Below are 18,527 nucleotides of genomic sequence, written 5' to 3' on the forward strand. Positions count from 1 at the left end.
ATGGTGCTGCTGGCGACTTCACCTGTCCGGGCCTTGGCACACCCCGCTGAACGACCGGAAAGAGCCAGAGTCGCCGGCATTGCGTCCAGATCGACCGAGGCGCGGTAGGGCCCGCACCCACTCGGGCCCCACTGCCGGCATCCGCTCCTGTCTCAAAGGAGCGGATAGGCGTTGATTCCGCTATCGCAGTGCCCACTGCTGGTTGGTGCCGCTGTGGCAGGACCAGAGGGTGGTCCTGGTGCCGTTGGCGGTGCCGTCGGCGTTGGCGTCGAGGCATAGTCCGGACTGGACGCCGGTGATGGTGCCGTTGGGGTTGACGTTCCACTGTTGGTTGTTCTGGCCGTTGCAGTCCCAGATGATGACCGGGGTGCCGTTGGTGGTGCCGCTTCCGCTGGCGTCGAGGCACTTGTCGCCGTGGACGGTCAGTTGTTTGCCGGCGGTGTAGGTCCAGGTCTGGCCGGCTGTGCCGGTGCAGTCCCAGAGTTGGGTCTGGGTGCCGTTGGTGTTGCCGGCGCCGGGGACGGTCAGGCAGCGGCCGGACTGCGCACCCACGATCTGCTGCTCCGTGGGCGGAGGTGGGGTGCTGCCCTGCGGTCCGGCGGACGCCATCACGTCCTGGGCACCGGAAGGCCAGTTGCCATTGGTGACCGTGACATTGCCGGAGACCACGTTGCCGCGGTCCCCGTTGGTCACGTTCGTGCTGCCGTTGGTCGACCAGTTGTTGGTGAGGGTCCAGTTCCCCATGTTCTCGCCACCCCAGTAGTTGGCCGTCGCCCACGTACCGGTGTTCGAGAAGACGTTGTTGGTGGCCGTGAAGTACTTCGATCCCTCGTCGAAGTACAGCCCGAAGTGTCCGTTGGTCCGCAGGCAGTGGTTCCGGCTGATCAGCGCGCTCGGGTTCCATCCGAGCGTGTAGATGCAGCCACCGTCGTTCATCTGCTGCATGACATCGTGGATGTAGTTGCCGATGAGCCGGTTGTTGGACGCGGTGGTCGGCGTCGTGTAGCGCGGCTGGTAGTCGTACAGGCCGCGGTTGGCATAGTGGTTGCTGCCGCCCGCGTCGTTGGCGCCCCAGCCGTACCCGATCGACATGCCGGAGTACGGCATGTTGTAGACCTCGTTCTGGGCGACGGTGCTGTTGGTGACGTACGTGGTCAGGACGGAGACGATGCCCCGGTAGTCCGCCCCGAGGTCGTGGATGCGGTTGTTGCTGATCGTGATGTCCCTGTTGACCATGCGCGGGTCGCTGGGGTGGTGGGCGTCGGCGCGCACGCCGCCCACGAGGATGCCACCGGCTGAGCTCCGGGCGATCTCCGACCGGGTCACCGTGATGTTGCCGGCGCCCAGACCGACACCGCTGGCGTGCGCGTTGGCGTCGTTGCCGATACCGATGGCCGTCTGGCCCAGGTTGACGAACTTGGAGTCGCTGAAGGTGATGGTGTTGGCGGCGGAGATCTGCACGGCGGCCGGCATCTGCCGCCAGTGTGGCCGGGCGGCCTCGAACTGCCTGCAGCCGTTGTGGCAGGAGTCGAAGCTCGGCCAGCTCCAGTTCCCGGCGATGTACGCGCCGGTCTGCTGGTCCGCGTAACCCTGGTTGCTGCTGGGGCCCAGCCAGCTCGTACCGGTGAAGGTGATCCCGCTGAACGTGATGTGGTGCGCCGGCTCGCTGTACGTGCCCCCGAGGTTCACCAGCGACTGCAGCGTCGGCAGTTCCACGCTGACGGTGCTCATGTTCTGCCCGGCCCGGGGGATGTAGTACAAGTCTCCGGCCGTGGGGTTGAGGTACCACTCGCCGGGCGAGTCCAGGAACTCGTACGCGTTGGACAGGTAGAACGGACCGGCCCGGTGCGGCCGCATGAGGGTGTCGTAGCCGAAGTTGTTGTTGTTCCACGCCGGCTGCTGCATCGTGATGAAGTTCGCGCTGATGCTCTGCACCGGCGAGTACCGGTCGGTGAAGGAGTTGACGCTCTCCACCTCGATCCGGCTCTGGTCGGCCAGGTTGTTCAGATAGCTCAGCGCACCGCCCGAGAACCTCATTCCGTCGCTGGAGGCCGTGAAATCGGCCCGGTTCACCTGCGTGCGGGCCCGGGTGGCGACGGCGCCGTCGACATAGAGCTGCCGGGCATCGAGACCGGCGGGCACGTCGGCCCGCCAGATGTTCCTGGCCGCGTCGGCCACCGACCAGCCGGTGACCGCCCGGGCACCGGTGATCACCGGACGCGCCGACGGGGCGGCCTGCCACACGACCGTGTGACCGCCTGAGCCGGAGTCCTCCGCCGTCAGCCGGAAGGATTGGGCCAGCCGGTACACACCGTCGGCCAACTGCACCACGATGTCGTCCGACATGTCGTCGTTGAGCGATCGCACCGCCGCCTGCGCGGCTGTCAGTGAGCACGGCCGCGCGCTGGAACAGTCGGTGCCGGTGCCGGACGGCGAGACGTACACGGTGCGGGGAGCCGCGGATGCGGGCGCGGGGAACGCCGTCACGGCGGTCGCGGCTAAACCGACTGTGGCGGCTGCGGCCAGAAGCCGCCTTCGTATCGTGAGAGTTGTCGACACGTTTTCTCCTTATGGCGGTTCCCGGGCGGAAGGGGATGACGGCGCGACCGGGCCTGTCACCCGGTCAAGGAGCGCTTTCCAGTCCGCGGAGGACGGTTCGGAGGTAGGACAGCCCGTCACGGGCGAGGGTGTCCTGTGACGGGGCAAGCGGCCGCCAGATCGAGGCCGCGGTGGCGATGGCCTCGTTCTGCGCGGTGAACGACTCGATGCACACCGCACCGCCGTAGCCGGTCGTGGCCAGGCCGGCGAGGAAGCGTGGCCAGTCGAAGTGGTCGGCGCCCGGGGCGCCGCGGTCGGTGCCGCTGACCTGGACGTGCTTGATGTGCGGACCAGCCGTGACGAGCGCCTCGTAGGGGTCGGCCTCCTCGATGTTCATGTGATAGGTGTCGATCATGAGACCGACGTTCGCAGGCAGGCCGTCGATCATCTCCACCGCCTGCTCGACCGTGTTGACGACGCTCGTCTCATAGCGGTTGAGGGCCTCCACACCGATGCTCACGCCCCGCTCCCCCGCGTAGTCGGCCACTGGCCGCAGGGCGCGGCGGACGTCCGCGTAGCAGGCCGCGCGCTCCACCGGTGACATGCGCCAGGTCCGCCCCACCGCGGCGTAGACCGGGCCGCCGACGCAGGGCGCGCCGACGGCCACCGCACTGTCCACACACGATTTCAGGTACGCCACGGTGGAGGCGACGGCCTCCGGCGGGGCGTTCACGAGGTCACGTCCGGGCGAGGTGACCGCACAGACGCCGACCGCGCGCAGGCCGTACGCCGCCAGCAGGTCCCGGGTGCGGGCCGGGTCCCAGTCGCCGGGTTGCTCGATCGGCAGCTCGACCGCGTCGAAACCGAACGCGGCGATCCGCGGCACCAGCTCGGCCATGGCCTCGTCGTCGACCGGCGAGGCCCAGACCCACGGGTTGACACCGATGGTGTACACCGGACTACTTCCAGCGCCGCGGGTAATCGGGCAGGTCGGTGCAGCCGCACATCGCGTAGTGCAGCGGCGGCATGGCGGGGTCGACGTACTCGTCCAGGTTGTCCTGGGTGATGGTCGGCTGTGGCAGCTTCCACGGGTTCGGCACCTGCTCGCCGTCGAGGATCTTCAGCGCGGCGATGATCGGGGTGCGCCACTGGTAGGTCGGGTAGGTCGGGGCGATCGCCGTGAGCTTCTTGTCCTTCCACAGCTTCAGGAAGTCGAGCTGGTCCTCGCCGTTGATCGGCGGCACGGGCTTGCCGGCGTCCTCGAACGCCTCGACCGCCGCGCCCGCGACCGCCCCGGCGTCCATCCAGACGCCGTCGATCGTGCCGTACCGCTGGATGTAGTCGTTGACGATCTTCTTCGTCCTGGCCGGGTCGCCGTCGGTGAACTCGACGCCGACGACGTCGACGCCCGCTTTGTCGAAGGCGATCTTCGCCGCGGACCAACGGGTCTCCAGCACGTCGACACCGGGCAGGATGCGCAGCGCGAGCACCTTGCCACCGCGCTTCATCTCCTGGGTGACGAACTCCGCCGCGACGTGGCCGAATCCGTAGCCGCCGATCGGGTTGATGAACGTCACCGGGCAGTTCGTGTCGACGCCGCGGTCGAAGACGATGACCGGCAGGCCCTTCTGGCAGGCGGCTTTCACGGCCGGGGTGAGCGTCGCGGTGGTGTTCGGCGAGACGATGAGCGCGTGGCAGCCCTTGCCGAGCAGGTCGTTGATGTCGGCGATCTGCTTCTGGTCCTTGCCTTCGGCATCGACGTGGACGAACTCGGAGATCCGGCCGCGGTGCGTGTCGACCTCGGCCTGCATGGTCTTGAAACCGACCTGGCGCCAGGGGTTGTTCAGCCCCGCGTTGGAGAAGCAGATCTTGTACGGTCCGGGCTTCGTGAACTTCTTGGTCTCCACCATCGCCGGGTTGAGCGCCTGCTCCCAGGGCTTGCCGGCCGGCCCGGTGGGCGCGGTGTCCAGGAGCGCGAGCTGCTTGTCGTAGTCGGCCCGCACGAAGAACTTCGACTGCTCCCCCGTGCCCGACCCGGTGCCCGCCGAGGGCGAACCCGATGCGCGGGTGGTGGGCTCGTCGGTGGAGCAGCCGGCCAGCACCAGTAAGGTGCTCACGGCCAGCACCGTCATGGAATGCCTCACTGAGTCCCCTTTATCTGGACGGGAAACGGAAGGACGCCGCCGCCACGGCGAACAGAATGATCGCGCCCTGGACGGTCGGTTTGAGGGCGCCGGAGACGCCGTAGAAGTTCATGAGCGTGAAGAGCGTCTCGAGGGTCAGCGCGCCCAGCATCGCGCCGACGACCGAACCGCGGCCCCCGCCCAGAGCGACACCGCCGAGGACCGCCGCGGTGATCGCGCCGAACTCGAGGCCGACACCGGCCTGGAACGACACTCCGCTGTACCCGCCGATAAGGATCGCCGCGAGCGTGGCGGCGACTCCGCTGAGGACGAACGCCATGGTCTTGGCGCGCCACACGCGCACGCCGCTCAGCTCGGCGGTCCGCGGGTTGCCGCCGACGGCGACCAGGGTGCGGCCGAAGTCCGAACGCGTCAGCACCAGCGCCAGAGAGGCCGCCGCCAGCAGGATGACCAGGGCGTACGGTATCCGGCCCAGCGCGGGCACGTCCTCGAACCCCGACCGACCGAGCCGGCGGAACTCCTCGGAGAGGCCGCCCTTCGGGGCACCGTCGGACCACAGGTACACGGCACCGACGAGGATCAGGAACATCCCGAGGGTCGTGATGAACGACGGCACCCGCAGCCGCGAGGTGACGAGGCCGTTGACGAGGCCGACGGCGATGCCGAACGCGAGCAGGAGCACGACGACAGGCCAGCCGGCCGACGGATCGCCGTCGATCAGCCGGGCGGCGATGACCACCTGCGCGGTGACCAGAGAGCCGACGGACAGGTCCAACTCGCCGGAGACGATCACGAAGTACTGGCCGGCGGCGAGCAGGATGATCGGCGCGGAGCGGCCGAGGAACGACATCAGCGACGGCGGCGAGAGGAAGTCCGGTTGGCGGGCGGTCAGCAGAACCAGCAACACCGCCAGGATCACGATGATCGGTGCGAGACCGCCGGAGCGGAACTTGAGGAGCCGCAGTGGGCGCGCGATCCGCATGCTATGACGCCTTTCGCATCGCCCGGCGGGCGTAGACGGCGACCGCCGCGATGATGATCACGCCACGGATCACCTGCTTGAAGAACACGTCGACCTCGAGCTGGTTGAAGATGGCGTCGATGCTCGCGAGCAGCAGCACGCCGCCGACCGTGCCGACAACGCCGCCGCGCCCGCCGGCCAGGGCGGTGCCGCCGAGCACCACCGCGGCGATCGACTCCAGGTCGTACAGTCCCTCGGTGCCCACCCTCGGTGCGCCGGCGCCGAGCCGACTGGCGAGGTAGACCCCGGCGAGGCCGGCGCAGAGGGCGCACAGCACATGGGCGGTGACGAGGACCCGGCTGCCCCGCACGCCGGAGAGCCGGGCGACCTCCGGGTCACCGCCCACGGCGATCAGGTGGTGGCCGAAGCGGGTGCGCGCCAGCACGAACCAGGCCGCGGCGGCGACGGCGAGCAGCAGCAGGAACGACATCGGCACCGGGCCGATGCGCTGGTACCCCAGGCCCTGCACCAGGGCGGGTGCGGTCTTGCCGGCCGGGCCGTCGTATCCGTTGTCGAGGTATCCCTTCAGCAGCAGTCCGACGCCGACGGTCGCGATGAAGGGGTTGATCCGCGCATGGGTGACGAGCAGGCCGTTGACGAAGCCGATCGTGGCGCTGACGGCGAGCGTCAGGCCGATCGCCGGCAGCAGCGCACCGTCGTCACCGGCCATGGTCTCGGCGGCGACGAGGGTGCTCAGGCTGACCACGTACGCCACGGACAGGTCCAGCGAGCCGCCGACGATGACCAGCGTCTGGCCGACCGCGACGAGGCCCAGACCGGCGGCGACGTGCAGCAGGCTCACCGTCGTCGGCAGGCTGAACAGCCGGCCGCCATCGACCGTGACGATGAGCCAGCCGATCGCCAGGGTGAGGACCAGGGCGACGAACACGCCGGGCGGGGTCCGCCGGGCCGACAGGGACAGCGCGCCGCTCATCCGGCCGCCTCCCCCACGGTGCCGACCGCCAGGGCGACGACATCCTCCTCCGTCGCACCGGCGGGTAGCTCGCCGGCGATCCGGCCGTCGCGCATGACGATGATCCGGTCGCTCATGCCGAGCAGCTCGGGCAGCTCGGACGAGACCATCAGCACGGCGGCGCCGTCGCGGGCCAGCCGGCGGACGAGATCGTGGATCGCCGACTTGGCGCCCACGTCGATGCCCCGGGTCGGCTCGTCGAAGAGCAGGATTCTCGGGGCGAGCGCGAGCCACCTGGCCAGCACGACCTTCTGCTGGTTGCCCCCGGACAGGAAACGGATCTCCTGGTCCTCCCCTGCGGCGCGAAGCTCAACGGCCGCGAGCAGCTCCCGGACCCGCGCGGTCCGGGCACCGCGGCCGACCCGGCCCGGGCGGACGGCGCGGCCGGCCAACAGCGCGTTGTCGAGCACCGACTGCTCGGCGACGATCCCCTCGCCCTTGCGGTCCTCGGAGACGTAGGCGATACCGGCCCGTATCGCGGCGCGGGGCGAGCGCAGCCGGACCGGCGCTCCGTCGACGGTCACCTGGCCGGTGCTGAACGGTGCGGCGCCGAACAGTGCGCGGGCCAGCGCCGACCGGCCGGAGCCCTGCAGGCCGCCGACGCCGAGCACCTCGCCGGCGCGCAGCCGTAGGTCGATGCCGCGCAGCTTCCGGTTGCCTCCGTCCCGGACAGTCAGCCGCACCGGGCCCAACTCCTGCGGCTTCGCGGGGTCGGGGTAGTAGTTCGACAGCTCGCGGCCGACCATGTGGCGCACCAGCTGATCGGCGCTGGTGTCCGCGGTGTCCAAGGTGGCCACCGCCCGGCCGTCCTTGAGCACGGTGATCCGGCCGGACAGGTCGAAGACCTCCTTGAGGCGGTGCGAGACGTACAGCACGCCTATCCCGTGCTCCTGCAACCGCCGTAGGAGCGCGTAGAGCTGGTCGACCTCGTGGTCGGCGAGAGCCGCGGTGGGCTCGTCCATGATGAGCAGCCGCGCGTCGAGGGCGAGCGCCTTGACGATCTCGACCACCTGTTGTTGCGCCACGCCGAGTCGTCCCACACGCGTGTCGGGCGGTAACGAGCCCTCCCCGATCGAGGCGAGGAGCCCCGCGGTGTGGCTGAGCATCGCCCTGCGGTCGACGAGCCCGCGGCGCAGGGGCTCGTGGCCCAGCCAGACGTTCTCCGCGACGGTGCGCTCGGGCAGCAGGGTCAGCTCCTGGTAGACGATGCCGATACCGGCCTGTTGGGCCTCGCGCGGGCTGCGGAACGTCCGCGGTGCGCCGGCGAACTCGACCGTTCCCTCGTCGGGCTGGTAGACGCCGGACACCACCTTCATGAGGGTGGACTTGCCGGCGCCGTTCTCGCCGACGACCGCGTGCACGTCGCCCGGCCGGACCTGGAGGTCGACGCCATCGAGCACCCGCACGCCGAGGAACGACTTGCCGATGCCTCGCAGAGCGAGCAGCGGCGACGGCGGCAGGCCAGACATCGTGGGACCCTCTACATTCGCGTCGTCAGCAGGATTGAGTCACCGATAGCTGAATCGTTTGGTACGGCCGGCATGGAATGACAGCTCCCGCCCGCGAGCTGTCGTCGAATAGCCGCGAACTTTCGCCGGACGCGATGGCGACATCGCGGCCCCGAGGGTAAATGCCTCGATGAGCGCCTGGCAATACCACCGGACATCACAGTAGGACGTTCGCCGTTCGAACTGCTCAATGCAGGCCGGCGATCGGTCGACAGCGATTGATACGCCAAAATCTGTTATCGAATCGGCCCGTTCACAGTCGCGCGCTAAACCACGACGGCTGATGCGTAAAATGTGTTATGGAATCGGCCCGACGACAGTCGCGCGCCGAACCACGACGATTGATGCGCAAAAAGTGTTATGGAATCGGCCGCACCCGAGCCATATTGACTGTTGCGATACGCCGCTGCATGCTGGCCGGCAGACCACGGGAGACGGTCGCATCTGGTGTGAAGTCCCTCTCTTTCGTAGGGACTTGACTGCCCGTCACGGCGGACGGGATGACGAGCTGACGGCACACGCGTGCCTACGACGCGCTCAGGCACTCTGGCGCATCGGAGGTGCGGCCGGCGCGTGCCCGTGGTCATGCCATCGTTGCTCCGCCGAAATAGGAGACGGCATGCGTCGCATCATATTCATCTTCGGGGCGATCGCGAGCGTGCTCCTGTCGCTCGTCATCGCCCAACCGGCGTCAGCGGCGCCAACCTTCCGAGCCCTGGTCTTCACGGAGACGGCCGGCTACCGGCACGATTCGATCCCCGCCGGCCTCGCGATGTTTCGGGAGCAGGCGGCAGCCAACAACTTCGAGTTGGTCCATAGCGAGGACTCGAACGTTTTCACCCCGGCGAACCTCGCCACCTTCGACGTGCTCATCATGTTCCAGACCTCGGGAATGGTGTGGAACACGGCGGCCCAACGTCAGGCGGTGGAGGGCTACCTCGCCAGCGGCAAGGGCATCGTCGCGATCCACAACGCCACAGACATGGGCATCGAGAACGAGTACCCGTGGTGGGACCAGACCATCAACGGCGGCGCACACATGCCGGAGCACTCCCCCGGCGTGCTGTCCGGCACCGCCATCGTCGCGGACAAGAAGCACCCGTCGACGGCCGGCCTGCCGGACCGTTGGAACCGCAGCGAGGAGTGGTACAACTTCGACCGCAACCCCCGCGGCGACGTCCATGTCCTGGTCACCGCGGACGAGCGCACCTACAACCCGGGCCCCCGCGCCATGGGGCCGGACCACCCCATCTCCTGGTGCCGCAACAGCGGCGGCGGCCGCGTGTGGGCCACCGCCATGGGGCACACCAGCGCGGCCTACAGCGAGACCTATTTCCGCAACCACGTCCTCGGGGGCGTCAAGTGGGCGGCCGGCAACGAGCCCGGCGACTGCGGCGGCACCGTGTGGAGCAACTTCGAGAAGCGCACCCTCGACGACAACACCGCAGACCCGATGGCTCTCGCGGTCGCCCCGGACGGGCGGGTGCTCTACGTCCAGCGGTCCGGGCAGCTGAAGATCTTCAAACCGACCACAAACAGCACCGTGACGGCCGGCACGCTCAGCGTCTACACCGGCGGCGAGGACGGCCTCACCGGACTGGCGCTCGACCCCGACTTCGCCGACAACGGCTACGTGTACCTGTATCACTCCCCGGCCGGAGTCCCGAACGACATCAACCGGGTCTCCCGGTTCACGCTCACCGGCGACACCCTGAACATGTCGAGCCAGGTGACGATCATCGACATCCCCGCGACCCGGGACCGCACGTTCGCCGAACCCGGACACACGGGCGGGTACATCGAGTTCGGCCCCGACAAGAACCTCTACATCGGCACCGGGGACGACGTCCCACCGAACCTCGACTCCAACTGGCAGGGCTACGCCCCCCTGGACTGGCGGCAGGGCAAGGCCAACCTCGACGCCGCCCGCACCGCCGGCAACACCAACGACCTCCGTGGCAAGCTCCTGCGCATCCGGCCGTCGGCCGACGGCGGCTACACCGTCCCGGATGGCAACCTCTACCCGCAGGGCACGGCGCAGACCCGGCCGGAGATCTACGCGATGGGCTTCCGCAACCCGTTCCGCTTCTCGATCGACCCGGACAACGGGTGGGTCTACCTCGCCGACTACGGCCCGGACCGGAACCCGCCCGCGACCAACCGCGGCCCCGAAGGGCTCGTCGAGCTCAATGTCATCAAGGCCCCGGGCAACTACGGCTGGCCGTTCTGCCACGGCGACAACCAGGCCTACGCGCCCTACAACCCGAGCACCGGCGTCGTCGGCGCCAAGTTCAACTGCAACGCGCCGGTCAACAACTCGCCGAACAACACCGGTTTGACCAGCCTCAAGCCGATCGTCGCGCCGAACATGTGGTACGGCTACGGCGTCTCACCGAACTTCCCCGAACTCGGCTCCGGCGGCTCGGGGCCGATGGGCGGACCGGTCTACCGCTACGACGCCGCGAACCCGTCCGAGACAAAGTTCCCGCCCTACTACGACGGGGTCCACTTCTTCTACGAGTGGTCGCGCCACACCGTCAAGGAGGTCCACTTCGACTCCGCGACCGCGGTCACCCGGACCAACTCCTTCTTGCCCGCCGCCAAGTTCCTCAAGCCGATGGACATGGAGTTCGGGCCCGACGGTTCGTTGTACCTGCTCGAATGGGGCACCAACTTCGGCGGTGGCAACAACGACTCGGGTCTTTACCGCATCGACTACAAGAACCAGGGCGGGCGGGCGCCGACAGCCAAGGCCACCGGAACGCCCACCAACGGTGACGCGCCATTGACCGTGCAGTTCAGCAGTGCGGGGTCCACGGACCCGGATCCCGGGAACACGCTCAGCTACCACTGGACGTTCGGCGACGGCACAACGTCCACGGCGGCCAACCCGTCACACACCTACACCGCCAATGGCAACTACACCGCCCAGCTCAAGGTCACCGACAACACCGGCAAGACAGGCTTCGCCAACGTGCCGATCACCGTGGGCAACACCGCACCGAAGCTCACCGTCACGATTCCGCCCGACGGCGGCATGCTGAACTTCGGCGACCGCGTCTCGTACCAGGTGTCTGTCTCGGACCCCGGCGGCGCGCCCATCGACTGCACCAAGGTGTTCGTCAACCCCGCCCTCGGCCACGACGACCACCAGCATGAGACCACGGACTACCCGGGGTGCTCGGGCACCATCGACACGACGCTGCTCGGCGGGCACCCTGACGGCGCCAACCTGTACTACGTCCTCAACGCCCGTTACACCGACGACGGCGGCCCCGGCGGTGCGGCCCCGCTCACCGGCTACGCTCACGCGACCCTCCAACCCAAGCACAAACAGGCCGAGTTCTACACGGACCAGTCGGGTGTGCAGGTCGTCGAGCAGGCCGGCGCGGAGAGCGGAAAGCGGGTCGGCAACATCTCCGACAACGACTGGATCGCGTTCGACCCGATGAGCCTGTCGGGCATCACGAACGTGAGCTACCGCCTGTCGTCGCCGAGCGGAGGCGGATCGATCGAACTGCGCGCCGACTCCCCGACCGGCACACTCCTGGCCACGACACCGGTGCCCAGCACCGGCGGCTGGAACAACTACCAGTCCACGCCGGCGGTGAACACTGCCGATCTCGCCGGCTCGCACCGGCTCTACCTGGTGTTCAAGGGCACCTCGACCAACTGGTTCGACCTCGACTCGCTCACCTTCGGCGGCAACGGGGTCGGCGAACCGGGCAGCGGCGGTGGCGGCGTGGCCGGTCGGACCTGGACGGTCGCAGCGCAGCACAGCGGCAAATTCATGGACGTCAACGGCGCCTCGACCGCTGACGGCGCCCAGATCGTCCAGTGGTCGGCCACCGGCGGCAACAACCAGAAGTGGCAGGCCGTCGACGCCGGTGGCGGCGCCGTCCAGCTGAAGGCGGTGCACAGCGACAAGTGCCTCGCCGTCACCAACGGCTCCACGGCCCAGGGCGCGTTCCTGCAGCAGTCCACCTGCGACAACGGCAACCCGCAGAAGTTCCTCGTCACACCGACCACCACGGTGGGCGTGTACACGGTGAAAAGCCTCCCCAGTGGACTGTGCGTCGACGTCAACGGCGGCTCGACGGCCGACGGCGCACGACTCCTGCAATGGAGCTGCCACAGCGGCACCAACCAACAGTGGCGGTTCACCGCCGTATAGCCCGTCCGCACGGGATGCCCGGCGCGGTTGCGCGCCGGGCATCCCTCCCTACGAACAGGTGAGGAACCGCCATGGTGTTTCGGATACCTCGGCCCCGCTGGTACGGACGGCTGTCTGCGCTGGGCGCCGTCCTGGTGCTTGTCGGCGTCGGCGCCACCGCGGTGGCGGCACCGATCGAGCCCGGGCAGAGCGCCCCCATCGTGGGGGCGCAGTCCGGCCGCTGCCTGACCGTCCCCGGCTCCAGCACCACCAACGGCACCCAGACCCAACTCTGGGACTGCACCGGCGCAGCCGGCCAGACCTGGACCTACACCGCCGGCAAACAATTGACCGTCCACGGCAACAAGTGCCTCGACGCCAGCGGACGCGGCACCACCAACGGCACCCCGGTCATCATCTGGGACTGCAACGGCCAGAACAACCAACAGTGGAACGTCAACCCCAACGGCACCATCACCGGCGTCCAGTCCGGACTATGCCTCGACGCCAACGCCGGCGGCACCGCCAACGGCACCAGGACCACCCTCTGGTCCTGCCACAGCGGCACCAACCAGCAGTGGAACTCGCCGGCCCCGCCGGTGCCGGGCGGCGCGGGCACGTGCGACATCTACGCCTCGGGCGGCACCCCCTGCATCGCCGCCCACAGCACCGTACGAGCGCTCTACGGCACCTACAACGGCAACCTCTACCAGGTCCGGCGCTCGTCCGACAGCACGACCCGGAACATCGGCGTCCTGAGCGCGGGGGGCGCCGCCGACGCGACGACGCAGGACTCGTTCTGCGCGGGGACCACCTGTGTCATCACCGTCGTCTACGACCAGTCCGGCCGCGGGAACGACCTGTGGTACCAGGGATCGAGTGTGGTTCCCGGCTCCAACCAGAGCCGCCCGGCGATCGCGACGTCGGAGTCGCTGGCGGTCGGCGGCAGCAAGGCCTACTCGCTCTACATCAACCCCGGCAACAGCTACTGGCGGGACGGCCACCTGACTGGCGTGCCGACCGGCAGCGCCCCCGAAGGCATGTACATGGTGACCAGCGGCACCCATGTCAACGGCGGCTGCTGCTTCGACTACGGCAACAGTGAGACGACCCGAGCGGCCGACGCGGCCGGGGCGATGGACGCGATCAATTTCAGCACCCAGTGCTGGTTCGGCGGGTGCGCCGGCACCGGCCCATGGGTCCAGGCCGACCTCGAATGGGGGCTCTACTCCGGTGGCAGTCAGACCTGGAACACGAACCAGCGGGCCTTCACCAGCAAGTTCGTGACGGCGATGTTGAAGAACAACGGGACGAGCCGTTTCGCGCTCAAGGGTGGCAACGGCCAGACCGGAAGCCTGACCACGCTCTGGGACGGCGCGCTTCCGCCCGGCTACAGCCCCATGAAGAAGCAGGGCGCCATCATCCTCGGCAGCGGTGGTGACTGCTGCAAGCCCGGCGGCGGCGCGAACCTCAGCGCCGGTACCTTCTACGAGGGCGCGATGGTGTCCGGATACCCGTCCGACGCAACCGAGAACGCGATACAAGCCAACATCGTCGCCGCCGGCTACCGCTGAGTCGCTACATCCATGGACGGCACGATCCGCAACGGTCAGAACGGGTTGTGCCTGGATGTCAACGGCGCAAGCACCGCCAACGGCTCCTCGGTCATCGTGTGGAGCTGCCACGACGGCGCCAACCAGCGCTGGACGCGGGCATAGGCGCACGAGTGAAGGCGGTACGTGACATCACGTGCCGCCTTCACTCCCTCCGTGGCGAGCCGGGGCGCACCACTCCATCACCGTGGTCCTACCGATGACCGAGAAGCCCAGAGATGAGACGGATCTTCATGGCGGTCGCCACGGTGCTCGCCATCGCTGTGGCGTCGCTCGGACGGCTACATCGTGATCTACCCGTCGTCCCAACTCTGGGACTGCACCGGCGCAGCCGGCCAGACCTGGACCTACACCGCCGGCAAACAACTGACCGTCCACGGCAACAAGTGCCTCGACGCCAGCGGACGCGGCACCACCAACGGCACCAGGACCACCCTCTGGTCCTGCCACAGCGGCACCAACCAGCAGTGGAGCCGTCGTTGAGCGGCGGCGCCGTCCTTCTCCTTGCCGATCAGAGAAGATTCCCCACGATGTCTCGTCGATGCCCATGTTCACTCGGCGCAGACTCCTCGCGGCTGCCGGACCAGCTGGGGCCTCCGCGGCCACCGGCTTACTTTCGCGTCGGCGGTGCCTGGGCCGCTGACGGGCCCTGCAGCTACACACCGCCCTGGCCGTCGGTCGACCCGGCGTTCCTCAATGAGACTTCAGTGGGAGTTCCTCCGTCATCCGAAGGGCAGCATGCCCCTGGCACCTGAGCGGTCTTCACGCTCTGCTCCTCGGCAGCCGTCAGGTCAGCCTGAGCGTGGTCTTGCCCGCTCTCGTCCGCCGGGGCCAGCACTTCGCCGACCCGCGATCGGGCGATGGCCCACTCCTGCCATTCCCGCCCCCGCGGCCAGTTCGGCTTGGATACGGTCGGCCTCGTCCCACAGCTCGTCCACGCGACGGCGAGCACCCAGCTCACGCTGTTCCAGCAGCCCAACCACCGACGGCATCCACGACCTCCCGGGGAGCGACACAACGACAGGCCACTACTCCCACGGCACCTCCCGCCCTACGCTCCACCAGGGTCACCGGGCTGATGAACCGTTCCTGCTGGGCCGTCGTGGCCGCCGCGGCGCGCATCGCCGGCAGCGTGGCGCCCGCGACCAGGCCGGCGGTGACCGCCATGACTCTGCGGCGGCTGTGGGGGTGTTGGAGCCAGGACATGCGAGATCAGCTTCCTCACGGGTAAGGGGGACCGAGAGCCAAAGTTCGAAATGTCGCTCTGGCTCTGGGGTTCTGGTTGGTGGCGGATGATCTGGGCAGGGGGCGGTGGCAGGTGGAGCAGGTGCCGGTCCAGCAGTTCAACAGGTCTTGGACGGTGTCGAGGATCTGGTAGAGGGTGAACCCGCTGGATCGGCTTTTCGGGCCAGACGCTGCTCGGTCAGGAACGCATGGGCGGCGGCGACCAGGTGACGTGGTGATGCCAGCCGGTCCAGGAGCGGCCCTCGAATCCCGGGACCGGGGCGGGGAGGGGCTCCGGTCCCGGGCGGGAGTCATCCGGCGGTCAGAGTGGTCGGCCCGCCACTGTTCCCTTCACCCGCGCGACCGCCCGCCGCGTCGTCCGCTCGCCCCCGGTGACCCCAGCAGCTGGAGGCGTTCGTGGAGCTTGTCGGCTCGCACCGTGCGCTGCGACCGGTCGACCCACTCCTCACTTTGGCATGAATGGGTCGATCTAGGATCTTGTGCTGTCCGCTCTCAACTCCTAGGATCCATGCCGTCCGAAGGATCGGTTCACGTTCGCAGTACCGAACACGCCCGGCCGAAGCGGCTTGCGCATGGCGCACATGCCGGGCATGACAGCACCCGCATCATCCGTACCAGTAAGGCTCTCCCCCACACACCAAGTGACGGACCTGGAAGGGCTCACCCGGCATTCGTGCGGCGAGCCCCGATCGCCTCCCGGAGCATCGTGTGAAATCACCCGCACCATGCCACGCCCGCGCCTGTGCCGCGCGGCCGTGGTCCTCCTATTAGGCCTGGCACGGCCTGGCCCGTCGTCCAACTCGTAGGCCGTGCCTGGGAAACGTCGTATCCCAGCCCGTCCTGCCGCTCCCCGCCCCGCCAGGTCACCCCACTGACCGGCGTCGACACCTTCGACGGAACGACCGTGAAACCGAAGCGGGAAGGGAACCACAATCCGGACCACGACAAGTGGTCCGTCAACAACGGCCTGACCCTGCGCACCGCGCCGGCCACCAACCACCTGTACTGGGCCCGCAATACCCTCACCCACCGGATTCAGGGACCCACCTCCACCGCGACCATCCAGCTGGACTACGCGACGATCCGCGACGGACAGCAACTGGAACACCACCGGCACCGGCGCCGAAGCCGCGAGCGCCAACGTCACGGGCTACACCGCCCAGACACTCGGCGGCTCCGTCCGCATCGCACGGTTCGCGCTGACCACACCCCGAGCGCAGCAACGTTCCTTCCCCGCATCTGACCAGCTGCTCAGTCCCCGACCCGCAGCACCAGGAAGGACCACACCATGGCCAGTACCGCCGTCCATGGGCCAACGGCTCACCCGACCGCAGTGAGATCACCCGCCACCGGTACGAGGCTCACCCGGGCAGCCGCCTGGGTGGTGGGCCTCCTGCTGGTGTTCGCCGTCGTTCCCGCCGCGGTGCATCCCACCGCGGCCAGGGCCGACAACCCGATCGTGCAGAACGTCTACACCGCCGACCCTTCCCCGCTGGTCTACAACGGACGGGTCTACCTCTACACCGGGCACGACGAGGACGGCTCCACCTCCTCCTTCGTGATGAAGGACTGGCGGGTGTGGTCCTCCGCCGACATGGTCAACTGGACCGACCACGGCTCACCGCTCAGCCTGAACACCTTCAGCTGGGCGTCCACCGACGCGTGGGCGGGCCAGGCCGTCGAACGGGGCGGCAAGTTCTACTGGTACGTGCCGGTGACGGCCCGGGCGACCGGCCGGATGGCCATCGGCGTGGCGGTGTCGGACAGCCCCACCGGCCCGTTCCGGGACGCCCTCGGCCACCCGCTGGTGGAGAACAGTGAGATCGACCCGACCGTCTTCATCGACGACGACGGTCAGGCCTACCTGTACTGGGGCAATCCGAACCTGTGGTACGTCAAGCTGAACGCGGACATGACGTCCTACGCAGGCAGCCCCGCCAGGATTCCGCTCACCACCGAGGGCTTCGGAACCCGCACCGACAACCCCGACCGTCCCACGCTGTACGAAGAAGGACCCTGGGTCTACAAACGGGGCGGTCTGTACTACATCGTGTATGCGGCCAAGTGCTGCCAGGAGTTCATCGCCTACTCCACGGCACCCAGCCCGACCGGGCCGTGGACCTACCGTGGAACAGTCATGCCCGCCGAGGGCAACAGCTTCACCAACCACGCGGGCATCGTGGACTTCAAGGGCAACTCGTATTTCTTCTATCACAACGGCGCGCTCGCGGGCGGCGGCGGCTTCACCCGCTCGGTCGCAGTGGAGAAGTTCAGCTACAACGCCGACGGCACCATTCCAACGATCAATATGACGACGGCCGGGGCGCCGCAGGCCGGCACGCTCGATCCTTATGTCCGCCAGGAAGCCGAGACCGTCGCGTGGGGCAGCGGCATCGAAACCGAACCCTCCAGCGAGGGCGGGATGAACATCAGCTGGATCGAAGACGGCGATTACATCAAGGTCAAGGGCGTAGCATTCGGCACCGGTGCCAGCTCGTTCACCGCCAGGGTGGCCTCAAGCACCAGCGGCGGCCGAGTTGAGCTGCACCTGGACAGTCCTACTGGGCCAACGGTCGGGACATGCACTGTGTCGGGCACCGGAGGCTGGCAGACCTGGAGCACGGTCTCGTGCCCTGTTACCGGTGCGACCGGGACCCACGATCTGTACCTGCGCTTCGCCGGTGGCAGCGGGTACCTGTTCAATATGAACTGGTGGCAGTTCACCACCAACCAGCCCACCTTCTCGTCCACCGCCGTCGCCCAGCACAGCGGGTACTGCCTGGACGACCCCAACCAGAGCACCGCCGACGGCACTCAGTACCGGCAGTACACCTGCGGCGCCGGTGAGGAACAGCGGTTCGACTTCCGCCCGGTGCCAGGGGCGGCGGACACCTACACCCTGGTGAACCACTACAGCGGCAAGTGCCTCGACATCCGCGGCGTCTCCACCGCCGACGGCGCGGCGGTCCACCAGTGGACCTGCCACGGCGGCACGAACCAGCAGTTCACGCTGCGGCAGGTCGCCGCCAACGACTACCAGCTCGTCGCGGTGCACAGCGGCAAGTGCGTGGACGTCAGCGGGATCTCCACCGCCGTCGGAGCACTGGTCCACCAGTGGACCTGTGACTCCGCCAGTGCCCTGGCCACCAAGAAGAACCAGGTCTGGCGCCTGACCGGCAAGAGCTGAACCAACACAGGGTCGGGCCCGGGCCGGCAACCCGGCGCCCGACCCTGTCCAGGGCCTTTGCTGGCCGGGGTAGCCGATGTACGCCACTGGACGAGCAGCAGTTTCAGCAGGTCAGGTCAGTTGCAGGCGGTTCTTGGTTCATCGT

Annotated in this window: 13 protein-coding genes and 2 pseudogenes; 6 read left to right on the forward strand and 9 right to left on the reverse strand. The window is 68.3% G+C overall.

The features are described from left to right. Window positions 1-180: 180 nt before the first annotated feature. The 6 genes from G6048_RS09655 to G6048_RS09680 form a co-directional block, all read right to left on the reverse strand. The gene (locus G6048_RS09655) at window positions 181-2,487 is read right to left on the reverse strand and encodes a ricin-type beta-trefoil lectin domain protein (RefSeq protein ID WP_328825723.1); all 2,307 of its coding nucleotides are present in this window, start codon (window positions 2,485-2,487) and stop codon (window positions 181-183) included. A 136-nt stretch (window positions 2,488-2,623) separates the two neighbouring features. Beyond that, entirely contained in the window at window positions 2,624-3,493 is an 870-nt protein-coding gene (locus G6048_RS09660; RefSeq protein WP_165339052.1) for a sugar phosphate isomerase/epimerase family protein, read from the reverse strand. 4 nt (window positions 3,494-3,497) lie between these two features. Continuing rightward, complete coding sequence (locus G6048_RS09665) at window positions 3,498-4,670, reverse strand: substrate-binding domain-containing protein (protein ID WP_165339089.1); 1,173 nt, start codon at window positions 4,668-4,670, stop codon at window positions 3,498-3,500. Between the two features lie 22 nt (window positions 4,671-4,692). Beyond that, window positions 4,693-5,664 (reverse strand): ABC transporter permease, encoded by a 972-nt coding sequence (locus G6048_RS09670; protein WP_165339053.1) that lies wholly within the window; start codon window positions 5,662-5,664, stop codon window positions 4,693-4,695. Between the two features lies 1 nt (window position 5,665). Continuing rightward, window positions 5,666-6,637, reverse strand: a complete 972-nt coding sequence (locus G6048_RS09675) for an ABC transporter permease (RefSeq protein WP_165339054.1) — start codon at window positions 6,635-6,637, stop codon at window positions 5,666-5,668. Beyond that, the gene (locus G6048_RS09680; RefSeq protein ID WP_165339055.1) at window positions 6,634-8,145 is read right to left on the reverse strand and encodes a sugar ABC transporter ATP-binding protein; all 1,512 of its coding nucleotides are present in this window, start codon (window positions 8,143-8,145) and stop codon (window positions 6,634-6,636) included. The genes G6048_RS09675 and G6048_RS09680 overlap by 4 nt, the downstream gene beginning before the upstream one ends. A gap of 658 nt (window positions 8,146-8,803) precedes the next feature. Between G6048_RS09680 and G6048_RS09685 the strand changes: the two genes are divergently transcribed. From G6048_RS09685 to G6048_RS51325, 4 genes are all read left to right on the forward strand, one after another. Next, window positions 8,804-12,358: a ThuA domain-containing protein gene (locus G6048_RS09685; RefSeq protein ID WP_165339056.1), complete on the forward strand. Its 3,555-nt coding sequence runs from the start codon at window positions 8,804-8,806 to the stop codon at window positions 12,356-12,358. 71 nt (window positions 12,359-12,429) lie between these two features. Next, window positions 12,430-13,911, forward strand: a complete 1,482-nt coding sequence (locus G6048_RS09690; protein WP_165339057.1) for an arabinofuranosidase catalytic domain-containing protein — start codon at window positions 12,430-12,432, stop codon at window positions 13,909-13,911. Window positions 13,912-13,923: 12 nt separating this feature from the next. Then, complete coding sequence (locus tag G6048_RS09695; RefSeq protein WP_235989568.1) at window positions 13,924-14,055, forward strand: RICIN domain-containing protein; 132 nt, start codon at window positions 13,924-13,926, stop codon at window positions 14,053-14,055. Between the two features lie 183 nt (window positions 14,056-14,238). Further along, the gene (locus G6048_RS51325) at window positions 14,239-14,433 is read left to right on the forward strand and encodes a ricin-type beta-trefoil lectin domain protein (protein WP_328825724.1); all 195 of its coding nucleotides are present in this window, start codon (window positions 14,239-14,241) and stop codon (window positions 14,431-14,433) included. A 256-nt stretch (window positions 14,434-14,689) separates the two neighbouring features. On the opposite strand, the pseudogene G6048_RS49350 reads toward G6048_RS51325, so the two are convergent. From G6048_RS49350 to G6048_RS09715, 3 genes and pseudogenes are all read right to left on the reverse strand, one after another. Continuing rightward, window positions 14,690-14,942: pseudogene (locus G6048_RS49350) on the reverse strand (hypothetical protein); the annotation flags it as partial. Continuing rightward, window positions 14,908-15,156 carry a hypothetical protein gene (locus tag G6048_RS09710; RefSeq protein ID WP_165339058.1) on the reverse strand — a complete coding sequence of 83 codons (249 nt, stop codon included), beginning with the start codon at window positions 15,154-15,156 and terminating at the stop codon, window positions 14,908-14,910. The pseudogene G6048_RS49350 and the gene G6048_RS09710, both read right to left, overlap by 35 nt. A 137-nt stretch (window positions 15,157-15,293) precedes the next feature. Further along, window positions 15,294-15,442: pseudogene (locus G6048_RS09715) on the reverse strand (IS701 family transposase); the annotation flags it as partial. Window positions 15,443-16,099: 657 nt separating this feature from the next. Here G6048_RS09715 and G6048_RS52205 point away from each other — a divergent pair. Together G6048_RS52205 and G6048_RS09725 are read left to right on the forward strand one after the other, a co-directional pair. Next, window positions 16,100-16,438: a beta-xylosidase family glycoside hydrolase gene (locus tag G6048_RS52205; RefSeq protein WP_456243416.1), complete on the forward strand. Its 339-nt coding sequence runs from the start codon at window positions 16,100-16,102 to the stop codon at window positions 16,436-16,438. A 45-nt stretch (window positions 16,439-16,483) separates the two neighbouring features. Beyond that, window positions 16,484-18,382, forward strand: a complete 1,899-nt coding sequence (locus G6048_RS09725) for a family 43 glycosylhydrolase (RefSeq protein ID WP_165339059.1) — start codon at window positions 16,484-16,486, stop codon at window positions 18,380-18,382. Window positions 18,383-18,527: the final 145 nt, after the last annotated feature.

This window comes from Streptomyces ureilyticus (assembly GCF_011045025.1).
Taxonomy (GTDB): Bacteria; Actinomycetota; Actinomycetes; order Streptomycetales; family Streptomycetaceae; genus Streptomyces; species Streptomyces ureilyticus.

Coding starts and splice junctions, on each gene's coding strand:
- G6048_RS09665 (WP_165339089.1), bottom strand. CDS start 4,670: ATGACGGTGCTGGCCGTGAGCACCTTACTGGTGCTGGCCGGCTGCTCC.
- G6048_RS09670 (WP_165339053.1), bottom strand. CDS start 5,664: ATGCGGATCGCGCGCCCACTGCGGCTCCTCAAGTTCCGCTCCGGCGGT.
- G6048_RS09675 (WP_165339054.1), bottom strand. CDS start 6,637: ATGAGCGGCGCGCTGTCCCTGTCGGCCCGGCGGACCCCGCCCGGCGTG.
- G6048_RS09680 (WP_165339055.1), bottom strand. CDS start 8,145: ATGTCTGGCCTGCCGCCGTCGCCGCTGCTCGCTCTGCGAGGCATCGGC.
- G6048_RS09685 (WP_165339056.1), top strand. CDS start 8,804: ATGCGTCGCATCATATTCATCTTCGGGGCGATCGCGAGCGTGCTCCTG.
- G6048_RS09690 (WP_165339057.1), top strand. CDS start 12,430: ATGGTGTTTCGGATACCTCGGCCCCGCTGGTACGGACGGCTGTCTGCG.
- G6048_RS09695 (WP_235989568.1), top strand. CDS start 13,924: ATGGACGGCACGATCCGCAACGGTCAGAACGGGTTGTGCCTGGATGTC.
- G6048_RS09710 (WP_165339058.1), bottom strand. CDS start 15,156: ATGTCCTGGCTCCAACACCCCCACAGCCGCCGCAGAGTCATGGCGGTC.
- G6048_RS09725 (WP_165339059.1), top strand. CDS start 16,484: ATGGCCAGTACCGCCGTCCATGGGCCAACGGCTCACCCGACCGCAGTG.